General features: G+C 44.0%; 17 protein-coding genes and 1 tRNA gene. 7 read left to right on the forward strand and 11 right to left on the reverse strand.

Annotation, left to right across the window (positions count from 1 at the left end):
• Positions 1-91: 91 nt before the first annotated feature.
• From ACHUET_RS01105 to ACHUET_RS01125, 5 genes are all read right to left on the reverse strand, one after another.
• Positions 92-167 (reverse strand) — tRNA-Gln (locus ACHUET_RS01105).
• A gap of 214 nt (positions 168-381) precedes the next feature.
• The gene (locus tag ACHUET_RS01110) at positions 382-861 is read right to left on the reverse strand and encodes a hypothetical protein (RefSeq protein ID WP_394209947.1); all 480 of its coding nucleotides are present in this window, start codon (positions 859-861) and stop codon (positions 382-384) included.
• Positions 862-938: 77 nt separating this feature from the next.
• The gene (gene ispE / locus ACHUET_RS01115; RefSeq protein WP_394209949.1) at positions 939-1,901 is read right to left on the reverse strand and encodes a 4-(cytidine 5'-diphospho)-2-C-methyl-D-erythritol kinase; all 963 of its coding nucleotides are present in this window, start codon (positions 1,899-1,901) and stop codon (positions 939-941) included.
• Positions 1,902-1,991: 90 nt separating this feature from the next.
• Positions 1,992-2,621 carry a lipoprotein insertase outer membrane protein LolB gene (gene lolB, locus ACHUET_RS01120; protein WP_394209951.1) on the reverse strand — a complete coding sequence of 210 codons (630 nt, stop codon included), beginning with the start codon at positions 2,619-2,621 and terminating at the stop codon, positions 1,992-1,994.
• Positions 2,622-2,799: 178 nt separating this feature from the next.
• Positions 2,800-4,737 (reverse strand): tetratricopeptide repeat protein, encoded by a 1,938-nt coding sequence (locus tag ACHUET_RS01125; RefSeq protein WP_394209952.1) that lies wholly within the window; start codon positions 4,735-4,737, stop codon positions 2,800-2,802.
• A 551-nt stretch (positions 4,738-5,288) separates the two neighbouring features.
• On the opposite strand from ACHUET_RS01125, the gene hemA reads away from it, so the two are divergent.
• The 4 genes from hemA to ACHUET_RS01145 all read left to right on the forward strand — a co-directional run bounded on the left by hemA (position 5,289) and on the right by ACHUET_RS01145 (position 9,397).
• Positions 5,289-6,680 carry a glutamyl-tRNA reductase gene (gene hemA, locus ACHUET_RS01130; protein WP_394209954.1) on the forward strand — a complete coding sequence of 464 codons (1,392 nt, stop codon included), beginning with the start codon at positions 5,289-5,291 and terminating at the stop codon, positions 6,678-6,680.
• A 416-nt stretch (positions 6,681-7,096) separates the two neighbouring features.
• A complete protein-coding gene (locus ACHUET_RS01135) occupies positions 7,097-8,233 on the forward strand; it encodes an aminotransferase class V-fold PLP-dependent enzyme (protein WP_394209956.1) in 1,137 nt (378 codons plus the stop codon).
• Positions 8,234-8,441: 208 nt separating this feature from the next.
• Positions 8,442-8,879 carry a YeeE/YedE family protein gene (locus tag ACHUET_RS01140; protein ID WP_394209958.1) on the forward strand — a complete coding sequence of 146 codons (438 nt, stop codon included), beginning with the start codon at positions 8,442-8,444 and terminating at the stop codon, positions 8,877-8,879.
• A gap of 98 nt (positions 8,880-8,977) precedes the next feature.
• Positions 8,978-9,397, forward strand: coding sequence for a DUF6691 family protein (locus ACHUET_RS01145; RefSeq protein ID WP_394209960.1), 420 nt, complete (start codon positions 8,978-8,980; stop codon positions 9,395-9,397).
• A gap of 96 nt (positions 9,398-9,493) precedes the next feature.
• Here the strand turns inward: ACHUET_RS01145 and ACHUET_RS01150 are convergent, their stop codons facing one another.
• Positions 9,494-11,158, reverse strand: coding sequence for an AMP-binding protein (locus tag ACHUET_RS01150; RefSeq protein WP_394209962.1), 1,665 nt, complete (start codon positions 11,156-11,158; stop codon positions 9,494-9,496).
• Positions 11,159-11,568: 410 nt separating this feature from the next.
• On the opposite strand from ACHUET_RS01150, the gene ACHUET_RS01155 reads away from it, so the two are divergent.
• Entirely contained in the window at positions 11,569-13,704 is a 2,136-nt protein-coding gene (locus tag ACHUET_RS01155) for an FAD-dependent oxidoreductase (protein ID WP_394209964.1), read from the forward strand.
• A 145-nt stretch (positions 13,705-13,849) separates the two neighbouring features.
• On the opposite strand, the gene ACHUET_RS01160 is transcribed toward ACHUET_RS01155, so the two are convergent.
• The 4 genes from ACHUET_RS01160 to ACHUET_RS01175 form a co-directional block, all read right to left on the reverse strand.
• Complete coding sequence (locus ACHUET_RS01160; RefSeq protein ID WP_394209965.1) at positions 13,850-14,617, reverse strand: lysozyme inhibitor LprI family protein; 768 nt, start codon at positions 14,615-14,617, stop codon at positions 13,850-13,852.
• Between the two features lie 109 nt (positions 14,618-14,726).
• Positions 14,727-15,143, reverse strand: coding sequence for a VOC family protein (locus ACHUET_RS01165; RefSeq protein ID WP_394209966.1), 417 nt, complete (start codon positions 15,141-15,143; stop codon positions 14,727-14,729).
• A gap of 209 nt (positions 15,144-15,352) precedes the next feature.
• Positions 15,353-16,372, reverse strand: coding sequence for a lipoate--protein ligase (locus ACHUET_RS01170; RefSeq protein ID WP_394209967.1), 1,020 nt, complete (start codon positions 16,370-16,372; stop codon positions 15,353-15,355).
• A 254-nt stretch (positions 16,373-16,626) separates the two neighbouring features.
• A complete protein-coding gene (locus ACHUET_RS01175; protein ID WP_394209969.1) occupies positions 16,627-17,040 on the reverse strand; it encodes a hypothetical protein in 414 nt (137 codons plus the stop codon).
• 603 nt (positions 17,041-17,643) lie between these two features.
• Between ACHUET_RS01175 and ACHUET_RS01180 the strand changes: the two genes are divergently transcribed.
• The gene (locus ACHUET_RS01180) at positions 17,644-18,573 is read left to right on the forward strand and encodes a DMT family transporter (protein ID WP_394209971.1); all 930 of its coding nucleotides are present in this window, start codon (positions 17,644-17,646) and stop codon (positions 18,571-18,573) included.
• Between the two features lie 212 nt (positions 18,574-18,785).
• Entirely contained in the window at positions 18,786-19,892 is a 1,107-nt protein-coding gene (gene nemA, locus ACHUET_RS01185; RefSeq protein WP_394209973.1) for an alkene reductase, read from the forward strand.
• A 102-nt stretch (positions 19,893-19,994) separates the two neighbouring features.
• Here nemA and ACHUET_RS01190 read toward each other — a convergent pair whose 3' ends face one another.
• Positions 19,995-21,011, reverse strand: coding sequence for a pirin family protein (locus ACHUET_RS01190; protein ID WP_394209975.1), 1,017 nt, complete (start codon positions 21,009-21,011; stop codon positions 19,995-19,997).
• Positions 21,012-21,070: the final 59 nt, after the last annotated feature.

Genomic DNA, 21,070 nt, shown 5'->3' on the forward strand with positions numbered 1-21,070 from the left:
AACTGGGATAACGTTGTCAATGATAATAGCATAAGAGGTTGTCTATAAACCGCTTATACTAAATATATCTCTAACGCTTCGTACTAAAAAATGGCAGGGGTAGCTGGACTCGAACCAACGGATGTCAGGATCAAAACCTGATGCCTTACCAACTTGGCTATACCCCTATTGTGGCGACCTATTATAAGTAAATTTTCAGATTTTGCAAGTCATTTGCGCCTTTTTCTGCTATTTATTCTTAATTCATCAAGGGTGGTATGATTTCGAAAGGTATATGGTGAAACTCGGTAACAAGGATTGATGCCTTACTTGTATTCTCTTGTAGGGCTATATGAGTGAGCTTGAGACTAGTGTATCTGGTACAGGATTTCCAAAGTAGTCTTATATGTTCCGAGGAGCAGTGTAAGATTCAACTGTATGCAGCAGATTTATCAATGTAGCTAAGAACTCACTTTTCTTTATTCTTGAAGTGATAGTATTATTGCTATCAAAAAATTTCCCAAAAAATATCAGACATTCATCTTCTTGGTAAATGTAAAATAGAGATTTGTTAGTAGATAAGTCATAGAACAAAAAGTTATCTCTCTCACTACTGCTATCGTAAACTTCAGTCTCAGTTTCATAAAAAATATCGTGTAGCTTGCTTAGTGGTGTATTGATCAAGCTTTTGTTTAGGTGAAATTCGCCATCAGTAATAAGTTCTATTTCTTTCTTAATATTGTTAACAAGTGGAAACGCATAATAACTATTATCGTGATAACTGATGTTTACTGAGTTCACAATAATATCCATCACTATGAATGGCTTTTCCATTTTGTGTATTTTAAAAGCAATAGTTTCTGTATTTCCGAGAGTGATCATATTTTGCTCTTAAATGTTTTAGGCTTGATAGTATTTGCGGCGCTTACCTTTTCACCTATCTATAAAAACTTACGCAGTTATAAACTCCTCACCAAATATCCTTTACAAGGCGCACCTTCAACCCACTCCGCCAATAGCTTTTTATCAGTGGCAATACTCGCATCCAATGGCAAAAATACTGCACTACCTGAGCCAGTCATGCGTGCTGTGTTCAGTGCTTGCGATTCTAACCCTTGCAAATAATCTAAAGCCTCTGCAACAGCAGGAGCGAGGCTTGTCACTACTGGCGTAAAGACATTGTGATAAGGCGTATTCAAATTTTGAACATAATCATTGGATTGATTTTTAATCGTATCAGTTGACAGGGGAGCGATATCTCGCTGTAGTTTGGGGTGGGCGAATAGTTTGGCAGTATTGACATGAGCCTCAGGCGTTAAGACTAAATACTGCTGGTCAGGTAAATTGATGGCAGTTAGTTCTTCACCAATTCCCATAGCAATAGCATCTTGACCGAAGATAAAGATTGGCACATCTGCACCGACCTTTGCACCAATTTTTATAAGCGCATCGCGAGTAAAGTTGAGCTGCCAAAGCTCATTGAGCGCCAGCATAGTCGTTGCGGCATTGGACGAACCACCACCCAATCCTGCGCCCATTGGCAAATGCTTGTCTAACGTGACATGAACTGGCACTAATTGACTTGGCAATTTATTTGACTCTATGGCAAACGCTAGCAATGCGCGCGCTGCTTTAAAGATTAAGTTGTCTTCTATATCGGTAGTTATCGCCTCGGCACCAGCTAATACCAATAGCTGATGGCAGAGGGTGTTGGCATCTGCTTTATTAGCAGCCGTTTGTATCACAGCATTATCCATGAGTGAAAAATGCAAATAATCGCCCCAATCGAGCAAGCGAAATACCGTTTGCAAATTATGATAGCCGTCAGCACGCTTGCCAGTAATATGCAAAAATAGATTAATTTTTGCAGGGGACAAACGCGTGATAGTAGAGTCAGATGCTTCGGCTATGTTTTTAATCATGTTTTTTCATCATAAGGTACGGTCATAAACGGCTATGGTAATGAGCAATACTGGCTGATTTTGCAGTGGTGATACACTAGTAATGACGGACTAATGATTGATCGTCATCACAACTTTATTGCCCTGTGGCTGCACCGCACTGATTTTACTAGGGAGCTTGTCATTCCCTTTATAAGTAAAGCTGGCGCTCCAGTCGCCATTGACTGAGCTGATCAATCGGTTTTGAGCATCAAGCTGCGGGGCACTATCTGAAGGCGCTGGGCGACCAGAGATCCAATAAGGCATTTGCGAGATAGGCGCTTGCCAGCCAGTGGCTTTTTTGAGCAAGGTTTCAGGGTCATTAGCAGTCAACGTGCCCGTTTTTTCGCTGACTAGCGTCGCCGTTTGACCGTTGTACTCGATGTTGGTTTTGCCAATGCCGAGCGCGCCGATGAGTTCAATAGCAAAGCGATCGTTTTCTTGTCCCCATGCATAAAACGCACTACCGCCTTGGGTGCCTGAGGTGTCATTAGCAGGTGTGGTCACCCCAATTTTACCCGTGATGTTAAAGCTCTCTAACTTTTTGGGCTGATCAGCGTTTTGACCTTGCATCGTGGTTGGTTGATTGGTCGCATTGGCTGTTTTTAGTGACTGACAGCCAGAGGTAATCACCATTGTAGTCGCTATCGCAGTAAGCAAAGCCAGTTTGTTTGGTTTATAAGACATCGTTGATGCTGACATAATGTGCTCTCAAAATGGGAAAACGGACAGGTTAACAAAGATATTAGCTTAAGGGCTATTTGTTGCTCGGTTATGCACGGCTGTTAGCTTCTTATACGTCCCTTGTAATTGATAAGTGCTTTGTAACGTATCAAGCCTAATGGCATCACGCCGCAACAGTTATTTTGAAAAACCAATATCAATATAGCTGTATGCTGTCATTGATATTATGTTGTCCAAAGGAGAATCGCTGTTGCAAGTCTGCGAGTAGTGCTTCAACTTTTTCGTTATTGCCGAGACCCTGATAAGCACGCAGTAATAGAGTGCCTGAGCGCAGGGTTGGGAGCACATCGTAAGGCGTTTGTAGATAGTCAATGACTTGCTTATAGTTTTCTTTGGCCAGTGCATTACCCGCTAGTACATTGAGAGCTTGCAGATGAAGGTCATTATCATAGCGCGGATCGTCATAGCGAATCTGGATAATTGCTGTGGCAAGCGCCAGACCTTGCTCAGAGCTACGCTCGTTGGCCAATAGCAACTGTGCATAACTGAGCTGATAGGATAAATTGGTAGGATCGAGCGCCTGCAAATGATTAAGGAGTGTACGTTTGACGACATAGTCGCTTTTGTCATCTAACAGTTGGACACGGGCAAAGAGTAACATCTCATTATCAGGATATTTACGAGCGGCTCGCGTCAATAGACGTAAGGCTTCTTCTGATTCATTTTGCTGCCACAAAATATCGGCTTGCATCACAAAGGTGTCAGGGGCGAATACCGTAAAGTCTTTGCGTAGCTTTTCTAAAGTAGCAATGGCGGCGTCGACGTCGTCGTTGAGCAATTCAAATGCGACCACTTTTCGACGTGCTTCTAATACTAAGTCTTCTTGCATCACGCCATTGAGATAGTATTTGGCTTTATCAAACTGCTGCTGACGCTCAGCACTGATACCAAGATAGTAATAAGCTTGGTCAAGGTAAGCGGGGTTTTTGGCAAGCATATTGAGTAGATCATCCGCGCTCGCATATTCTTCGATATCCAAGCTCACTAGTGCTGCTAGCAAGGTAATCTCAGCATCGTCGTTAAAGCGGCTGTGGGCCTCAAGCAATAGTTTCCAAGCTTGCTCGCTCTGTTTTAAGTCTAACAAGTAGCGAATCTCGTACAGGTACAAACTTTTGCTATCAGGATTGCGCAAGCGTGCTTGGCTTATATAGTTGACCACGGTTTCTGCTGTAACGATTTTGCGCAAGATGTCAGCCTTTAGGGTGATAAAAGGCACATAATCAGGCTGACGCTCTAGCGCACGGTTAATATGCACGATAGCGATTTCGGGCTCATTAAATTGGTAAAGTAAACCGGCTTTTAAGACAGATAATGAGGCGTTTTGCTCACTATCTAGTGGCTGCAAAGCGGCGAGCAGCTCGCGTTTGTCATCGTCATTATTGGGATAAATACCGATAAGGATTTCGCTCAAATCTGCACGCGGATCGTAACGCAAGATGCGGTTTAAGGTCTCGCCAGCTAAGATATAGTCGTGTGCCCGTAGTGCCAAGTGTGCTACATAAAACCAAGCAGGTACATGATCCGGATTCTGGTCTTGCCATGATTTCGCAAATGCTAATGAATCCTCAACCTTTTCATTACGCAATGATAGAGTCAGTGCCCTCTCAAATACCGCTGTGGCGTCTTCTTTAAAAGATTGTTGCTTATAGATCGTAATCGCACGTTGTTTGTCATCACGATCCGCAGCAAACTCTGCATCTAATAGAGCATATAAACTGGGTTCGTTGAGTTCAGGCTGCCATAGGCTGGCTGGCGCTAGACCATCGATGTTGGCCACGCTATCTGTTATTTGGCTGTTTTTATGAACAGTCGTGCTGATAGAGGTGCTAGAAATAGCGTTGTTATTTGCCTCGTTATCGCTAGTAATGACTGCTGATCGTGGCGTTTTTGCGGCCAATTCTGTATCAGCATGGCTGGCATGCGCAGGTACGGCAAGGCATAAACAGACGGCCAATGACAACGCTAGCTTATAACGCTGGCACAAACGATCGATAACGACCTGCAATAAAGCGCGGAGGCTAGATTGCTCGTTATAAAGAGGTTGTGATCTAGATAATGATCCAAAAAACATCATAGATAGCCGTGTTCGCCCATGGTTTACCTACATAGCTGAGGCAATTTCATTTTAATCATTTCAAATCAAATAGTGGTAATGAGTACCCATGACAAACATTATAAGAGCAGATGAACAGTATAAACAATAGCATCCGTGTTACTCATATCTGAGCAACCATTATTCTATTGATACGCTATGACTGATACTTGTTTTAAGCATGAGTTATTTTGCTAGGACTTTTATACAAATAGGTATATTGACCAGAATACTGTGGAAATATAACAAGTTAGGAGAGACTAAGCGAATGATTTATGGTGGTCTTAGCGACCATTTGCCAAAACACATCCATTGATTTTATCAATCATATCGGTAGTTGATTTGTTACATTTGCGACCAGATACAGAGATATAGCTATCATAGATGGGTGAGTGTTAATTAACGCCAGCAATAATGATATAATAAGCGGTTTTTAGGGTCTTCCTTTCAGCGCTGTCGTCAAAAACTGTCTTTTAAAAATAATGAGATAGCGTGAGTGAGCAGCTGAGCGGCATGTTTATGGTCTATCAATAATGAGATTAGTGGTCATTGGGGTCAATCACAAAACTGCACCAGTCGCTCTGCGAGAGCGCTTGGCGCTGGTGGGTGACGATGTGAATGTTGCGCTTGAGCAAATAGAATCCTTCACTGATGGCAGCGTGATTGTCTCTACTTGCAACCGTACTGAGATTTATGCGCTTGTACCGCATACGTTGACCCCGCACCATTCCCACTCGTCTAGCTTGCCAGTCAATGAGCAGACAGACCACGCCATCTCTCATAATGATTTTAGTAGCAGTGCGCATGTCACATCAAGCATGATCAGCGCTCATATTCTCAAGATTAAGACGTGGCTTGCTGAATTCAAACAGCTCCCACTCGCAGATATCGATCCTTATCTCTATGTGCACCGCGACACACACGCATTGACCCACTGGCTAAGAGTCGCAGCGGGGCTGGATTCTATGATACTAGGTGAGCCGCAGATACTTGGTCAGATCAAGCGCTCTGTGCATTTGGCACAAGAGCAAAAAGTATTGAGCAATCAGCTCGGTTGGATCGTTGATCAAGTGTTCGCCGCTGCCAAACGAGTACGTAATGAGACGCAAGTGGGTGCACAAGCGGTATCGCTGAGTTTTGCAGCGGCCAAATTGGTCACGCAGATATTTGATGACTTGCCCAGTCGTACGCTATTGGTCGTCGCAGCAGGTGAGATGAATCGCTTGGTTGCCACCCATATCGCCGGTCTTGGCGTCGGGCGAGTAATTATTTGCAATCGTAATCCTGAGCGTGCTGAGGCATTGGCGGCTGAGTTACGCAGTCCCAATCGCCGTATAGACGTAAGACCATTGCAGGAATTGCCACAAGTATTGGCAGAAGCCGATATTGTCAGCAGCTGTAGTGGCAGTATGGATTTATTGATTGATAAAACCATGACCATGCAAGCGCTCAAGCGTCGTCGTTATCAGCCGATGCTTATGATAGATTTGGCCGTGCCGCGCGATATCGATTCGACCATTAGCCGCATTGATGATGTTTATCTGTATTCTGTTGATGATCTGCAGCATGTGATTGCCGGTAATATCGAGCAGCGTCGGCAAGCTGCTGTCGATGCTGAGCTACTGGTGAGTCAGTTGGTCGTTGAGATCGATCGTCGCTTTCAAGTTCGTCAAGTGGGTAAAGACATCCAGCAGTATCGTACCTGTACTCAAAATCAAGTAGATAAGCTACTGCATGAGTCCATTGCCAAGCTGCAACAAGACGATGTCAGTCCAGAAGACATTCTTATTGAACTGTCACGGCGCCTGACCCAAACACTGACACATGCACCATCCAAGCTCATGCGTAAAGCGGCCCGTGAAGGCGACAGTGATTTGCTAGATTTTGTGGTCTCTGGACTACAGGATGCCCATCGCGGGCGTTAAGATTCTCACAGTGTCGTTCAAAGAATACTTACCAATAAAACTCTAATCGCGCAAGCCATATCAGTGCCTGAGCGTATCGTTGTCAACCTCTAGTATCAGTGCTACTATCAAATCTTATGGATGATTTGGGTCAAGACAGTTTGGCTTAACATAGGGTGCTGAAACTCGCTCATATTGTGACTATAAATGCATTACACCGATGCTTATAGCCCTCATCATCAAAGACAATAGTAGTGCTCTAACCTGCTATCTCGTCAAACTTATATTATCTTCATCATTTTTCGCTATCAGTACTCGTTGATACCAATCATCTATGGTACTTAACGATATTAGTATCTATATTATTTCTTATCCCAATATTGCGGTACGAAGAATTAAGAGATAGTCATCATCTAATCATATACTAGGAGTGTTCAATGCCTGCATTACGTCAAGATATCGATCCAAACGGCTTATTAGAGTATTCAGTGGTTTACACCGATCGCGCGCTGAACCATATGTCAAAGGCCTTTCAGCAAGTAATGAATGACTTATCTAGTGATCTAAAATCTGTCTACAACGCGGATGCCGTGGCGATTGTACCGGGTTCTGGTACTTATGGTATGGAAGCGGTCGCTCGCCAACTGGCAAATGACGAAGATTGCCTGATTATTCGTAATGGTTGGTTCAGCTATCGTTGGACGCAAATCTTAGAAAAAGGCAAAATCGCTAAATCCTCAACCGTGCTTACGGCCAATCGTGCGGATGATAGCGAGTCACCAAAGCCGTTTGCACCAGTCGATATCGACACGGCGGTCGCTAAAATCAAAGAAGAGCAGCCAGCAGTGGTATTCGCGCCGCACGTTGAGACCTCATCAGGTATGATTTTGTCAGATGACTATATCAAAGCGTTGAGCGCGGCTGTGCATAGTGTTGGTGGATTACTGGTTATCGACTGTATCGCCTCAGGCTGTGTCTGGTTAGACATGAAAGACTTGGGTATCGATGTGCTTATCAGCGCCCCGCAAAAAGGTTGGAGCAGTACCCCAGGCGCTGGTCTGGTCATGCTAAGCGATGCCGCTGTCAAAAAGGTAGACAGTACAGAGTCTGATAGCTTCAGTATTGATCTAAAGCAATGGCTAAACATCATGCGTGCCTACGAAAATGGTGGTCATGCCTACCATGCGACGATGCCGACAGATAGCTTACGCCAGTTCCGTGATGCGGTTAATGAAGCCAAAGCCATTGGTTTTGATAAACTATGTGAGGCGCAGTGGACACTCGGCAAACGTATCCGTGACGTACTAGAAGCTAAAGGTATCGAGAGCGTTGCGGCTGAAGGCTTTCAAGCGCCTGGCGTTGTCGTATCTTATACCGATCGTGATGATATGCATAAAGGCAGCGCTTTTGCGGCAGCGGGTGTACAAATCGCTGCTGGCGTACCCTTAAAAGTAGGTGAGCCTGACAGCTTCAAGACGTTCCGTTTAGGTCTGTTTGGTTTGGATAAACTAACCGATATCGATGGTACCGTAGCGCGTTTTGAGTCCGCACTGGATGAAGTACTAAGCCAGTAGAAATAGTAATTAAGAAACCTTACAAACTTGTACTTCTATCCCTATAAGCGTTTCCCAAAACGTTTTTATAGTGATAAAAATACTGAGCCGTTATTATAATCATACGTGCTCAGTATTTTTTTACCCTTTTATTATATTTTATAATATAATGTATTTATATAAATCGAAATTAAGCAAATACTTAATAAACCTAAATGGGTAGTCCGTTATGAGTATACAAATAGACTGGCAAGCATTTACGCCAATATCTCTAGTAGGTGGTCTGATGCTAGGGGTGGCGACAGTTATCTTACTGCTCGGCATTGGGCGTATAGCTGGTATCAGTGGTATTTTTTCAAGCTTACTAAAACCCAAGCGTGTAGAGATGTGGCAGGTACTGTTTATACTGGGTTTGGTCATATCGCCCGTGCTGTACGGGCTAGCAAGACCACTACCTGATGTACAGATCAGTACTTCTTTGCCGCTATTGATTGTCGCAGGGCTATTGGTTGGCTTTGGCACGCGTCTTGGCTCAGGTTGTACCAGTGGGCATGGTATCTGCGGTAATGCACGCCTGTCTCCACGCTCATTGGCAGCGACCGTCACCTTTATGCTGTTTGGTATTGTGACCGTGTATATCGGTCGTCATGTACTAGGGCTACTATAAATGCTCAATGGCAGATTGTTATGAGGTTGCTAGTAGTAGCACTAAAGCGCGCACGACATATGATAGTTAATAGAAGATAATAATAGCGAGATACGACGATGCTAAAAAATATAATCGGATTGCTGGCAGGGTTACTTTTTGGATTCGGGTTACTGGTGTCAGGTATGACCGATCCTGTGAAAGTACAAGGGTTTTTAGATGTGTTTGGCGCATGGGATATTTCCCTTGCGCTGGTGATGGGTGGTGGGTTGTTCGTTGCATTTTTTGGTGTGCTGTTGGCCAAGCGTCAAGAAAATAGCTGGATTGGCACGCCCATTGACATGCCAAGCAAAACCGTCATCACCAAACAACTGATTATCGGTGCTATATTGTTTGGTATCGGCTGGGGACTGGTGGGTATTTGCCCGGGGCCAGGCATTGTCTTACTCGGTACGGGGCAGTGGCAAGCGTATGTGTTTATCCCTGCGATGATTATAGGGATGCTGGTCTATCAGTGGCTTGAGCCAAAAATTGGCTAATTAAATAATGTGAGCATTAAAAAAGGTCAGCCACGTATATGTGATTGACCTTTTTTATGAGTGTTAGTTGATGACATGACTTAATATATTTTTAGATCACTTAACTCTGGCAGTGACTTTGGGCGTTTCATGTGCCAATGATTTGGCCGCTTGGCGTAGCTCAAACTTTTGAACCTTACCCGTACTGGTTTTTGGGATTTCAGCAAAGACAATATATTTCGGTACTTTAAAACCTGCTAAGTGCTGACTACAGTGCGCCATTACCGTATCACGTTGTAAAGTACTGCCTTCATGAATTTCGATAAAGGCAACAGGTACTTCGCCCCATTTATCATGTGGCGCAGCGACGACAGCACAACTCTCAATCGCAGGGAGTTTGTATAAGACGTTTTCTACCTCAATGCTAGAGATATTCTCACCGCCTGAGATGATGATGTCTTTGAGCCTGTCCATAATTTTGATATAGCCATCAGGGTACTTGACGCCCAAGTCCCCCGTGCGGAACCAGCCATCAGCGAACGCCTCTTCAGTGGCTTTGCGGCTTTTTAGATAGCCTTTCATCACCATATTGCCACGTAGTGCCAGCTCACCCATCTCTTCGCTATCAGCGGCAACTGGCTCAGTCGTGCCTTGTTTAAATACCTCAAACCCTGCCATCAAGTGAGAAGTCATGCCTTGGCGTGATTTCTTTTGGGCGCGTGTGGCGACATCAAGATCATTCCATTCTTCCTGCTCTGCGCAAACGGTCACTGGCCCATAGACTTCAGTGAGACCGTAGACGTGAGAGATATCAAAGCCCATCGCTTCCATTGCTGCTAGCATGGTTTCAGAGGGTGGTGCACCAGCGACCCAGCCTTTGACCGTATGCGTAATGGCTTCTTTGTATTCAGGTTTGCCACCTGCAATCATATTGTGCACGACGGGCGCAGAGCAATAATGGGTCACTTGATGCTTGGCAATCAGCTGCAATATCAAATCCGCATCAATTTTACGCAAGCACACGTTGACCCCAGCGCGCTCGGCGATGGTCCACGGAAAGCACCAACCGTTACAATGAAAGAGTGGCAGTGTCCATAAGTACATGGGGTGCTTGGGCATGTCCCAATCCAAAATATTCGACACTGCATTGAGCGTAGCACCGCGGTGATGATAAACGACGCCTTTTGGTTTGCCTGTTGTGCCAGAGGTGTAGTTCAGGGCAATGGCATCCCATTCGTCTGCTGGCATTTCCCAATTATCCAGACTGTCTGAGCTGGCGACTAGCGCCTCATAATCCATCTGCCCAAACGGCTCGACATCGATAGCATTATCGGTCGCGTGAATGACAATTAAGTTTGGGAAAGTCTCATCGATGATTTCGGCGTGCTCAGCAAACTCACTGTCCAAGATCAGCACCTTTGCCTCTGAATGCTGTAAACAAAAGGTAAGTGCATTGATATCGAGGCGCGTGTTCAGGGTGCAGAGTACGCCGCCTGACATGGGCACGCCAAAGGCACATTCGACCATCGCTGGCGTGTTCGGTAGCATGACGGCGACCGTGTCATTTTTATCGATACCCAATTTACGTAAGCCATCTGCTAGTTGGCGGCAGCGCGTATAAGTCTGTTGCCATGTCTGAGTGAGGTTGTTGTGCGCAAGGTCATCATAAATGATCGCAGTCTTATCAGGATAAACCTGAGCGCTACGAATGATAAAATCAATAGGGGTGAGCGGCTGATAATTGGCGGCGTTTTTGCCAAGACCAGTATGAAAATCTGTCATGATGATAATCCTTTATCGTATTTTTATATTGCGTCAATATAGTAACGCAGCACAGTAATTTAACACAGAAAGTATTGAGAATAGTCGATGTTTATCGATTAATCTATTATTCTGTGAGAAGTAATTTATAAAATATCCGTCTGATTATAAAAAGCCATTATAGACAGTCGTTTTAGAAATTTAGAGCGGTTTAATGATACTCACCTAACCATACGCCACAAGTCAACGTTATAGCCAGCGCCTTTCATTATAATTATTCATATAGTGCTCACTCATCAGTCGTTTGTCTGCATAGCTGGCGATAATAGCGGTGTGTTACGATACCAGTAACGCTAAATCCCGTAGCACCACTATTTCTACAAAGCCATTTTTAAGAAGCCGTCTCAAAAACCATTCATAAGGAAAATGATATGACCGCCAGCCGTTCTGCCAATACGATCGAAACCGCCAGCACTAACGAATATTATCCGCATTTATTTGAGCCATTAGATTTGGGGTTTACGACGTTAAAAAACCGCATGGTCATGGGCTCTATGCACACAGGACTTGAAGACCGTTTTTACAATTACGGTAAGCTGGCGGCTTATTTTGCAGAGCGTGCCCGTGGCGGTGTGGCAATGATGATCACTGGCGGCATCTCACCGAACCGCGAAGGTTGGTTGTTGCCTGCTGGCGGCACGATGAATACCAAAGCTGACGTCATTAATCACCAGCGCGTCACTCGTGCTGTGCATAAGCACGACAGCAAAATCATCATGCAGATATTGCACAGTGGTCGTTATGGCTATCACCCTTTTGCGGTATCCTCCAGCCCGATCAAATCACCAATCTCACCGTTTAAGCCGCGCAAGATGAGCATCAAAAATATCGAGCAGACGGTCAAAGACTATGCTCGCTCAGCGCGTCTTGCCAAGCAAGCGGGCTATGATGGCGTTGAGATCATGGGCTCTGAGGGTTATCTACTCAATCAGTTCTTATCCAGCCATGTGAACAAGCGTAAAGACAGTTACGGTGGTGATATTCAAGGTCGTATGAAGTTTGCCGTTGATGTGGTCAAAGCCGTTCGCGAAGCCGTTGGTGAAGACTTTATTATCCTATTCCGCCTGTCAGTGATTGACTTGGTCAAAGATGGCAACGTTATGGATGAAGTCATCACCGTGGCAAAAGCGCTAGAAGCAGCGGGCGTGACTATCATGAATACGGGCATCGGCTGGCATGAGGCGCGTGTCCCGACGATCGTGACCAGCGTACCACGCGCGGCTTTCGTTGATTTCACCGCTGAGATCAAAAAACATATTAGCATTCCGATGATGGCGGCTAACCGTATTAATATGCCAGACACGGCAGAAGAAATCATCGCTGCGGGTCAAGCTGACATGATTCAAATGGCGCGTCCATTCTTGGCTGATGCACACTGGGTCAACAAAGCTAAAAACGGTCAGACAGATCGCATTAATACCTGTATCGCCTGTAACCAAGCCTGCCTCGACCATACCTTTGAAAACAAACGCTCGACTTGTTTGGTCAATCCGCAAGCGTGCTATGAGACAGAATTGGTCTACAAAAAAGCGAAAAAACCGAAAAAAGTCGCCGTCATCGGTGGCGGGGTCGCTGGTATGTCAGCCGCTCATGTCGCCGCCTTGCGCGGTCATGATGTGACTTTGTTTGAAGCCAAAGACGTATTGGGCGGGCAGTTTAACTACGCCAAAGTCATCCCTGGCAAAGAAGAATTCTTTGAGACCGTTCGCTACTATATCAATGAGCTTGAGCATTTAGGCGTTGAGATCAAACTCAATACCTTTGTGGATAAAGACATGCTGGAAAAAGCCAAGTTCCATCATGTTATCGTCGCCACTGGCGTCGTACCTAGAAGCCTAGCAGGTAAGCTTGAAGGGGCTGATCTGCCACAAGTGATCAGCTATGCAGAATTGCTCTCTGGCGAAAAAGCTGTGGGCAACACCGTGGCTGTCATCGGTGCTGGCGGTATTGGATTTGATGTCAGTGAATATCTGACCGCTAATCACGGTAAATCGCTTGATGAGATCGGCCCTGAAGGTCTAAAAGATCCAGATTATCGTCCTGAACCGCAGTCCATCAGCGAGTGGCGCGAAGAGTGGGGCGTGACCAATGATACGAACTATCAAAGTGATGGCGGACTGGTTAAGCCAAAGGCTATTAAGCCCATTCGCCAAGTGTATTTAATGCAGCGTAGCAAAGGTCGTCTAGGCAGTGGTCTGAATAAAACCTCAGGCTGGGTACATCGCGCGCATATCAAATCTCACGGCGTTATCCAAGTCGCTGGCGTGCAGTATGATAAAATCACTAATGAAGGTATTTGGGTCACTAACAGTCAAGGTCAAAGCCAGCTATTACGTGTCGATAGCGTCGTCGTCTGTGCCGGTCAAGAGTCAGTCGTTGAGCTGATGCCGAATGTGGGTGATGCACCAGACGCGCAATACCATCTAATCGGCGGTGCTAAGCTCGCAGCTGAGCTGGATGCCAAACGTGCGATTCGTGATGGGGCAGAGGTTGCGGCTCAGATCTAAACTTTTTAGTATGAGTGTTAAATAATAGACGGCGAGGGAGGTATCTTTTGCCGTCTATTTTATTTAGAATGAAAATTTGACTTATCAAATTAGATATTCAGTTCAGCTTATATTTATTATTGGAGAATCGAGATGTTTTGTTCATTTACTCTCGTTCTAATACAATCCCATCAAAATACCCTCTCATACCACAATGCAGTTCTCTATACTGGTTATCAAAGTCTCTCAATAACAACTGAGTCCTACCTTTATAAAATGCTGGATATAAACGTAGCTCAACATCGTTATTTGACTGTTCATCATTGATGATCCAATGGTTTTCTGACCATATGGCTTTACTCTCTCCCAAATCACAGGTATGAGCATTGGTAAAAATCAAAACGCCATCGATAATAGAAAGATAAGGCTTATTATCGATACTATGAATAGACACCGTGTTTTTTGCCTCTCCCGTATCTTCCCAGCGCTGAGTACCTGAATTATATATTGAGATTTGAGAGGTTTGAGAAAACTTACCAAAGGCACTTTTACTCGGTAAATCAGAAGGACTTAATTCATCTGAAAAATTCCGAGCCACACCGTAATTGGTTTGCTCTTCGATATACTCTTTATACTCACGTATCAGACACTCTTCACTTTTACAAGTATTACGTTGAAAATTCAGCCATGTGTGTTGATTAGCAATGAACCTATCTTTAAAAGCTTTGCTGTCTTCATAGTCAGGAGCAGCGTCAAGATTGCTTTTATATTTTTTTGCCATTGTGTCATCAAGCTTAGAGAGCTCAGAGCTTTCGCAAACTGTTTTTTCTACCCACGTAGCAGCCTTGTTGCAATCAAAACTTGTTGAATTTGCATAAGTGGAAAATAAGCAAGTGCCTAAAATACCGATTGTAGTGATGCATAACTTTTTCATATTGTCCTCAATTTTTAGAGCTTGGTTATATTTTAAGAAAGATATAACTGTGATATACGTGTCATCATCACTTTCTGCAAAAAAAATCAGCCTCGTTAGCCTCACTCACCTACCAACTGCCAATATTTTCCATCGAAATCCAGGGCTCAATAGGTTCTAAGTCTTCACCATTTTGTAGCAGCTCAATTGAGATATTATTAGGGTCTTTAACAAAAGCCATATGGCCATCTCTAGGCGGTCTTAATATCTCGATCCCTGCCTGTATAAAGGTGTCGCACAGTGCGTATAGGTTGTCGACTCTAAAGGCAAAGTGCCCAAAATTATCGCCATTGGTATACTCCTTTTCATCCCAGTTGTGCGTCACCTCAATCTCTGGCGCACCCTCATGCGTTGCTAAAAAATATAAGCTGAATCTGCCTGATTCGGAGTCTCTCTTTCTTAGCAGTTGTAAGCCCATAAGGTCACAATAGAAAAACAACGTTTCTTCTAGTTTGTTGGTTCTAATCATTGCATGTAAGTACTTCATAAAAATACCTTAATATTGATTATTCATAAAAAATCGAGTAATGGCAGGGTGCTTGTTATGCATCATTAATATACAAAATCTCAAAGGGCGTATGTATGATATCCATACCATTAAATATATAAAGCGCATTTGTGTCAGTAACTTTTTATCAAGCAGTGCAAGTGGCATACCCTGCAGTACTTGCTAGATTAAATCTGACGTCGCAAAATCTAACCTTCCATTTCACCAACCAACCATTTTTCAAAATCACTAACCTGCGCCGCCAACTCAGGTTGCGAGTTTGCTAACTCAGCAAGTGCATTTTTAATCTCATATTTATTATATTTCACACCCGTCAATGTCTCTTTGAGCAAATCAATCAGCTCAATATTTAACGCGTCAGAGAAAATAACAACCTCTGCAATCACGGCTTGCTTCACATCCATATGCACATCTATCATGCCCCAATCAAAGCGTGTCTCGATATGATGGCTAAACTCAGGCGTCTTGCCAAAGCGCCAATCCCAGTCAGCCATCTGCTGATAGTAAGTGTTTAGCGTTGGCTGCTTGGCAAGGCTGGCTTCATCCAACTGCTCAACTGGCGCAGTCTCTCCATAGTATTCACAAAACGCCTCGATAATCGCCTCAGACAACGTCTCATGATTGATGGCACCATTGAACTCGACCAAGTTTGCTACGCGTGCGCGCACAGATTTGATGCCTTTGGCTTTGAGCTTTAGTGGATGCGGATTGAGATAGTCGCCGAGCTTTTGCATGTTGGCATTGACTAGTAGTGTCCCGTGATGAAAGCTGCGATCGGCGGCATGTTTAAAGGCGCTGCCTGATATTTTTCGGTCGCCTACTTGCATGTCATTACGACCAGATAGCGTGGCGTCTATGCCCAGTTTTTTTAGCGCATTGATGATAATGGTAAAATTAGCCGTTTGGTCATACGCGTGTTTTGGGGACAAAAAAGTAAAATTGGTATTGCCCAAATCATGAAATACCGCGCCGCCGCCACTCTGACGCCGCGCCAAAAACACATCGTCTGCCGCCATCTTATCCGTCTTGCACTCGACCCATGGGTTTTGTGAGCGACCAATGACCACGGTTTCAGAATTGCGCCATAAGAATAGTGTATGCGTGTCTGGTGCTTCTTGTTCTGTCCCTAGTGCTTGGAATATCCAATCTTCAGTAGCAAGATTAAACCAAGGGTTGGTCACCGCAGACTTTAAAATGCGAAGTTTCATGATTAATCCTTTTTTAAATAGTTTTTATAGATTGAAGATTATAAACAGATACTGACATTCTTATTGATGATAAGTTGGAATTCAATGGATGTCTGGTAGGAAGAATCGTTCTGGATTTTAGCGCGGTAGAGTGTTTTGATGCAGGGCTTGAATAAGATTGATAAAAACGGCTTATTAGGTTTTGACAACGTTTACTAAAAAGCTGAGTAAAATACTCAGCTTTATTACCTCTAAAATTTCAGAAGTATTTCGCTTTATTCAGCACAGATTTCCCACTGCGATTTGGTACTAAGATAGCACTGCATAACCGCTTTGCCAGACTGCGCATAGGCATCACTGACGATACGCTGATTGGTTGGCAGACGATATCTAATGATCGCGGGCTCGTCATTGACGGTGGTTGTCCATCCAGTCACCTCATTACGGTCATTATAGTTTGCACTGGTAGAGGTTGCCATTTTGCCAAATCCTGGCAGGTTATAAGAGACCTGTCTAAAACTATAACTCATCGCTGCACCCTCAGCGCCCTCATACTGACAGTTTAGCTTTTTTTGCAGTTTATCTTGTTTATAAACATAGCAGGTGGTCGCATCTGAGAACTGACCAACCCCGCAAAAACCTGCTATCGCAACGGACATACTGCCTATCAACAAAGCGATTTTCTTCATAATGATTCCTCAATAAATAGTAATGACTGCTCATCCTGTTTGCCAGTTATTTTCTGACATAGTTCACATTGACTAGCATTATAAATACTAGACAATTAGCAAACAAATATCAACTTTTTTATTTTTAATATGGATTTGGATATATTAGATAAAGTCTGTCCTAATATTGATATTATTAGGATTATCTTCTATAGCACCTTGTTATGATGAGCGTTTGATATCAAAGTGAGTTTGATTTTTATATCTACTAACATAACAGGTTACTCAAGGGTGACTTTGTAGTTTGCGAGTATATGAATAGAGAGTCGCTAAAATAAGCTAAAGTAGGAAAGCTAAAGAATAAGAGCTTCTGACGGTATAGGGCTCAACGAAATGCTATGCTTAATTTATGTGTATATAGAGTAGCTAGAAACCTGAAAACAGCTTTAAATAAATGAAAAAATAAGAAGAAAACTTACCATAATTTTTATAAAAATCACTCACCAAACCATCAAAAATTTATCATGATATATTTTGATAGTATAATAATTTACACCATATATCAGACACTTATGACCGACACGAGTTGGCAAATGCAGTCTACACGCTTAATAGGATTATCCGATGACCAACCGTGACCTCATCATCTTTGTGACCCTCTCTTTTATGTGGTCACTCTCTTTTGTGTTTTATCGGATTGGCGTGCCTGAGTTCGGCTCATTAGCGTTTGCCAGTCTGCGAGTGATATTTGCTGGATTGGTCATGCTCGTTTTTGTACTGTTAAAAAAGAAAAACAGAGTCGGTATCAAACAGCACTGGAAAATGCTCGCGCTTGTTGGTTTGTTCTCCGCCGCATTGCCATTTGTGTTGTTTTCTTTTTCTGCGCAGTCAGTGAATGCAGGTGTACTCGCCGTACTAAACGCTTCTGTACCGATGATGAGTGGCTTTATCGCTCGTGTATTTTTTAAAGACAGACTGTCCAAAAAACAAGCGCTTGGCTTGGTGATTGGGGTAGTTGGGGTGATTATATTGATGAGCGAAAGCTTATTTGGTAGTGGCGAGCAGGGTAAAGGCTTGGTGGAGGGTTTATTACCAATGGGCTATGCCTTGTTTGCTTGTGTGGGTTATGCGCTTGGCGCGAACATCACCAAAAACTACTTATACAACGTCTCACCCGTTGCCATTACAGCAGGCTCACTCATCATCGGTAGCATCATCATGTTGCCAGTGGCCTTTACTGAGTTTCCTTATGGCAAAGAGATCAGTATAAAAGCATGGGTATCGGTCATTTGTATCGGCGTGTTTTCAACAGCCATTGCTCTTATTTTTATGAATCAGTTGATCAAAAACATTGGGCCGACGCGCGCCACGAGTATTACGTTAGTCATCCCAATTTTTGCGATTATTTTGGGTTATTTATTGCTTGGCGAGGCGCTAAATATACAGGCCATCATTGGTTCAGTCGTGATTTTGTTTGGCACATATCTGTCATTAGAGCTGTCTATTAAGAAGATGCTAAAGCCAAAAAGCAAGACTCAGACGAACAGTATTTAAGGCTTAGTAAACAGTCTTCGTAGTAACCAAACACAAAGATTTGTATAGGTGAATATTGCTGTATCTGTTTGTAAATATTGCTTGGAATAATCAGATCTATCCCCTATAAAGATAGGCGTTAAACGTAGATTTTCTAATAACACTATAAGTATTTCTAAACAGAGTTTGATAGTTCTTACTACCGCTCAATACAATAACGAACAGGATATATCATGGCACACGATAACTTATTTGAACCCGTTAAAATGGGCACCCAAACCCTAAAAAACCGCATCATTATGGCACCGCTCACGCGTCTGCGTTCAGTTGAGCCAGGTGACGTACCGACCGCATTGGCAAGTGAATACTATTCACAGCGTGCAGGTTCTGGTTTGGTCATTACTGAGGCGACACAAATCTCATTTCAGGCAAAAGGCTACGCTGGCGCGCCTGGTGTGCACACTCAAGACCAAACCACTGCATGGAAAACGATTGTAGACAATGTCCACGCTAAAGGCGGTAAGATCGTCGTACAGTTATGGCATACCGGTCTTGTCTCGCATGAGAGCGTACAGCCTGAACGTCGCGCACCGATTTCAGCATCAGATGTTGATGTTGGTATCCGCACCTCACTACGTGATAGCGACAACCAAGCGATTCGCGTGGATGCCACGCCGCCACGTCCAGCCACGCTTGATGAAATCAAACAAGTTATTGCTGATTTTGCGCAAGCGACCAAGAACGCCAAAGAAGTCGGCTTTGATGGGGTAGAGATTCATGGTGCTCACGGTTATCTGTTACATCAGTTCTGGGTTGAGCAAACCAACCAGCGTGATGATGAATATGGCGGCAGTCGCGAAAATCGTGCGCGTTTGACGTTAGATGTTATCGATGCGTGTGTGGATGCTTGGGATGCAGACCATGTCGGTATCCGTATCTCACCACTTGGTACATTCAACAACGTCGAAGCGGGCTATAATGAAGACGAAAACATTTGGATGATTGAGCAAATCAATAAACGTGGTCTGATGTATTTGCATCTGTCTGAGCCAGATTGGGCAGGTGGTACACCTTATAGCGATGAGTTCCGTCAGCGTGTCCGTGATGCGTTCGATCAGACCATCATTGCAGCGGGTGGATACGATGCCGATAAAGCAGAAAAAAATATCAAGGCAGGTTATATCGACGCGGTAGCCTTTGGCCGCGATTATATCGCCAACCCTGATTTGGCTGAGCGTATCCAAAAAGGTGCACCGCTTAATGAGCAGCACCCAGAGTCTTTCTATGGTGGTAGTTCTGAAGGCTATACTGACTATCCGTTTATGGATCAGGCGCAATAGTTCGTTTATTAGTCGGTTTGACTGATTAAATCGCTAAATTATGCTTCATAAAAGCCTTCTGACTATTGATAGTTAGAGGGTTTTTTTACGCAGTCATTTTGATTAATAACCAAACTTCCCTGTTTGGTAATCACGAAAAGTTTGTCGTAGCTCATCTTGGGTATTCATAACGAAAGGGCCATGTCCTGCGACTGGTTCACCAATAGGCTCTCCACTTAGCAGCAGTAGCTTGGCCGGAGTGTGTTCATCCTCATCGGTAGAATAGGTGAGCTCAATAGTATCGGTAGCAGCATCAGATAGAGGTACAGGTTGAGAGTCTATAGATGGTTTAATCGGTGCTGCAAATTGAATCAGATTACCTGCATCAACAGAGGTGCCATTGACCAGTATTTGACCTTCTTGTACAAGCAATAAAGTATTGTGCGTGCATGGTACTTGTAGCGTTGTCGTACCTGCGGTATGTAGCGCGATATCCCATAGGTTGACTGGCGTAAAGGTCACCGCACTACCTGTGACGCCATGCCAGTCACCTGCAATGATGGCAACTTGACCGATGACCGTTTGTTTGTCAGTATTTTGAGCAACAGTATTTTGAGCAACAGTGTCTTGAGAGTCGTCACCGCGATTGTCCATCAATTCTATGATAGGCATCTCACCACGTTTGATAAATTGATATTTAGGATCAGTCAGCTTATGAGCACGCGGCAGATTGACCCACATTTGCACCATACTAAACACACCACCGCGCTGCCCAAAGCTTTCTGAATGAAACTCTTCGTGTAGAATGCCGCTCCCAGCGGTCATCCATTGTACATCGCCTTCCAAAATATCCCCACGCCCACCGATTGAGTCAGCATGACTGATCTCACCTGAGTACGCGAGGGTGACGGTCTCAAAACCTTTATGAGGGTGTTTGCCAATGCCATGTGGCTGCGTCTGATAATCAGGATTTGGTGCAAACGTCGTCGGCTCACCATAATCAAATAATAAAAATGGATCGGTATGACTGTAATTGAAGTCTGGTTGGTCATCGACATAATTGATCAGTGTTTTCACAAAAAATCCGTCACCGACCCAATGTGGTGCTTTATCACCATGAATCTGTTTGATTGGGCGCATCGAGTACCTCGCAATTCTATCTAGCATAAATAACAGTAAGTGAATATTATACTATAATT

It is taken from the genome of Psychrobacter piscatorii (assembly GCF_043641605.1).
GTDB classification, from domain to species: Bacteria; Pseudomonadota; Gammaproteobacteria; order Pseudomonadales; family Moraxellaceae; genus Psychrobacter; species Psychrobacter piscatorii_C.

Coding starts and splice junctions, on each gene's coding strand:
- ACHUET_RS01110 (WP_394209947.1), bottom strand. CDS start 861: ATGATCACTCTCGGAAATACAGAAACTATTGCTTTTAAAATACACAAA.
- ispE (WP_394209949.1), bottom strand. CDS start 1,901: ATGATTAAAAACATAGCCGAAGCATCTGACTCTACTATCACGCGTTTG.
- lolB (WP_394209951.1), bottom strand. CDS start 2,621: ATGTCAGCATCAACGATGTCTTATAAACCAAACAAACTGGCTTTGCTT.
- ACHUET_RS01125 (WP_394209952.1), bottom strand. CDS start 4,737: ATGATGTTTTTTGGATCATTATCTAGATCACAACCTCTTTATAACGAG.
- hemA (WP_394209954.1), top strand. CDS start 5,289: ATGAGATTAGTGGTCATTGGGGTCAATCACAAAACTGCACCAGTCGCT.
- ACHUET_RS01135 (WP_394209956.1), top strand. CDS start 7,097: ATGCCTGCATTACGTCAAGATATCGATCCAAACGGCTTATTAGAGTAT.
- ACHUET_RS01140 (WP_394209958.1), top strand. CDS start 8,442: ATGAGTATACAAATAGACTGGCAAGCATTTACGCCAATATCTCTAGTA.
- ACHUET_RS01145 (WP_394209960.1), top strand. CDS start 8,978: ATGCTAAAAAATATAATCGGATTGCTGGCAGGGTTACTTTTTGGATTC.
- ACHUET_RS01150 (WP_394209962.1), bottom strand. CDS start 11,158: ATGACAGATTTTCATACTGGTCTTGGCAAAAACGCCGCCAATTATCAG.
- ACHUET_RS01155 (WP_394209964.1), top strand. CDS start 11,569: ATGACCGCCAGCCGTTCTGCCAATACGATCGAAACCGCCAGCACTAAC.
- ACHUET_RS01160 (WP_394209965.1), bottom strand. CDS start 14,617: ATGAAAAAGTTATGCATCACTACAATCGGTATTTTAGGCACTTGCTTA.
- ACHUET_RS01165 (WP_394209966.1), bottom strand. CDS start 15,143: ATGAAGTACTTACATGCAATGATTAGAACCAACAAACTAGAAGAAACG.
- ACHUET_RS01170 (WP_394209967.1), bottom strand. CDS start 16,372: ATGAAACTTCGCATTTTAAAGTCTGCGGTGACCAACCCTTGGTTTAAT.
- ACHUET_RS01175 (WP_394209969.1), bottom strand. CDS start 17,040: ATGAAGAAAATCGCTTTGTTGATAGGCAGTATGTCCGTTGCGATAGCA.
- ACHUET_RS01180 (WP_394209971.1), top strand. CDS start 17,644: ATGACCAACCGTGACCTCATCATCTTTGTGACCCTCTCTTTTATGTGG.
- nemA (WP_394209973.1), top strand. CDS start 18,786: ATGGCACACGATAACTTATTTGAACCCGTTAAAATGGGCACCCAAACC.
- ACHUET_RS01190 (WP_394209975.1), bottom strand. CDS start 21,011: ATGCGCCCAATCAAACAGATTCATGGTGATAAAGCACCACATTGGGTC.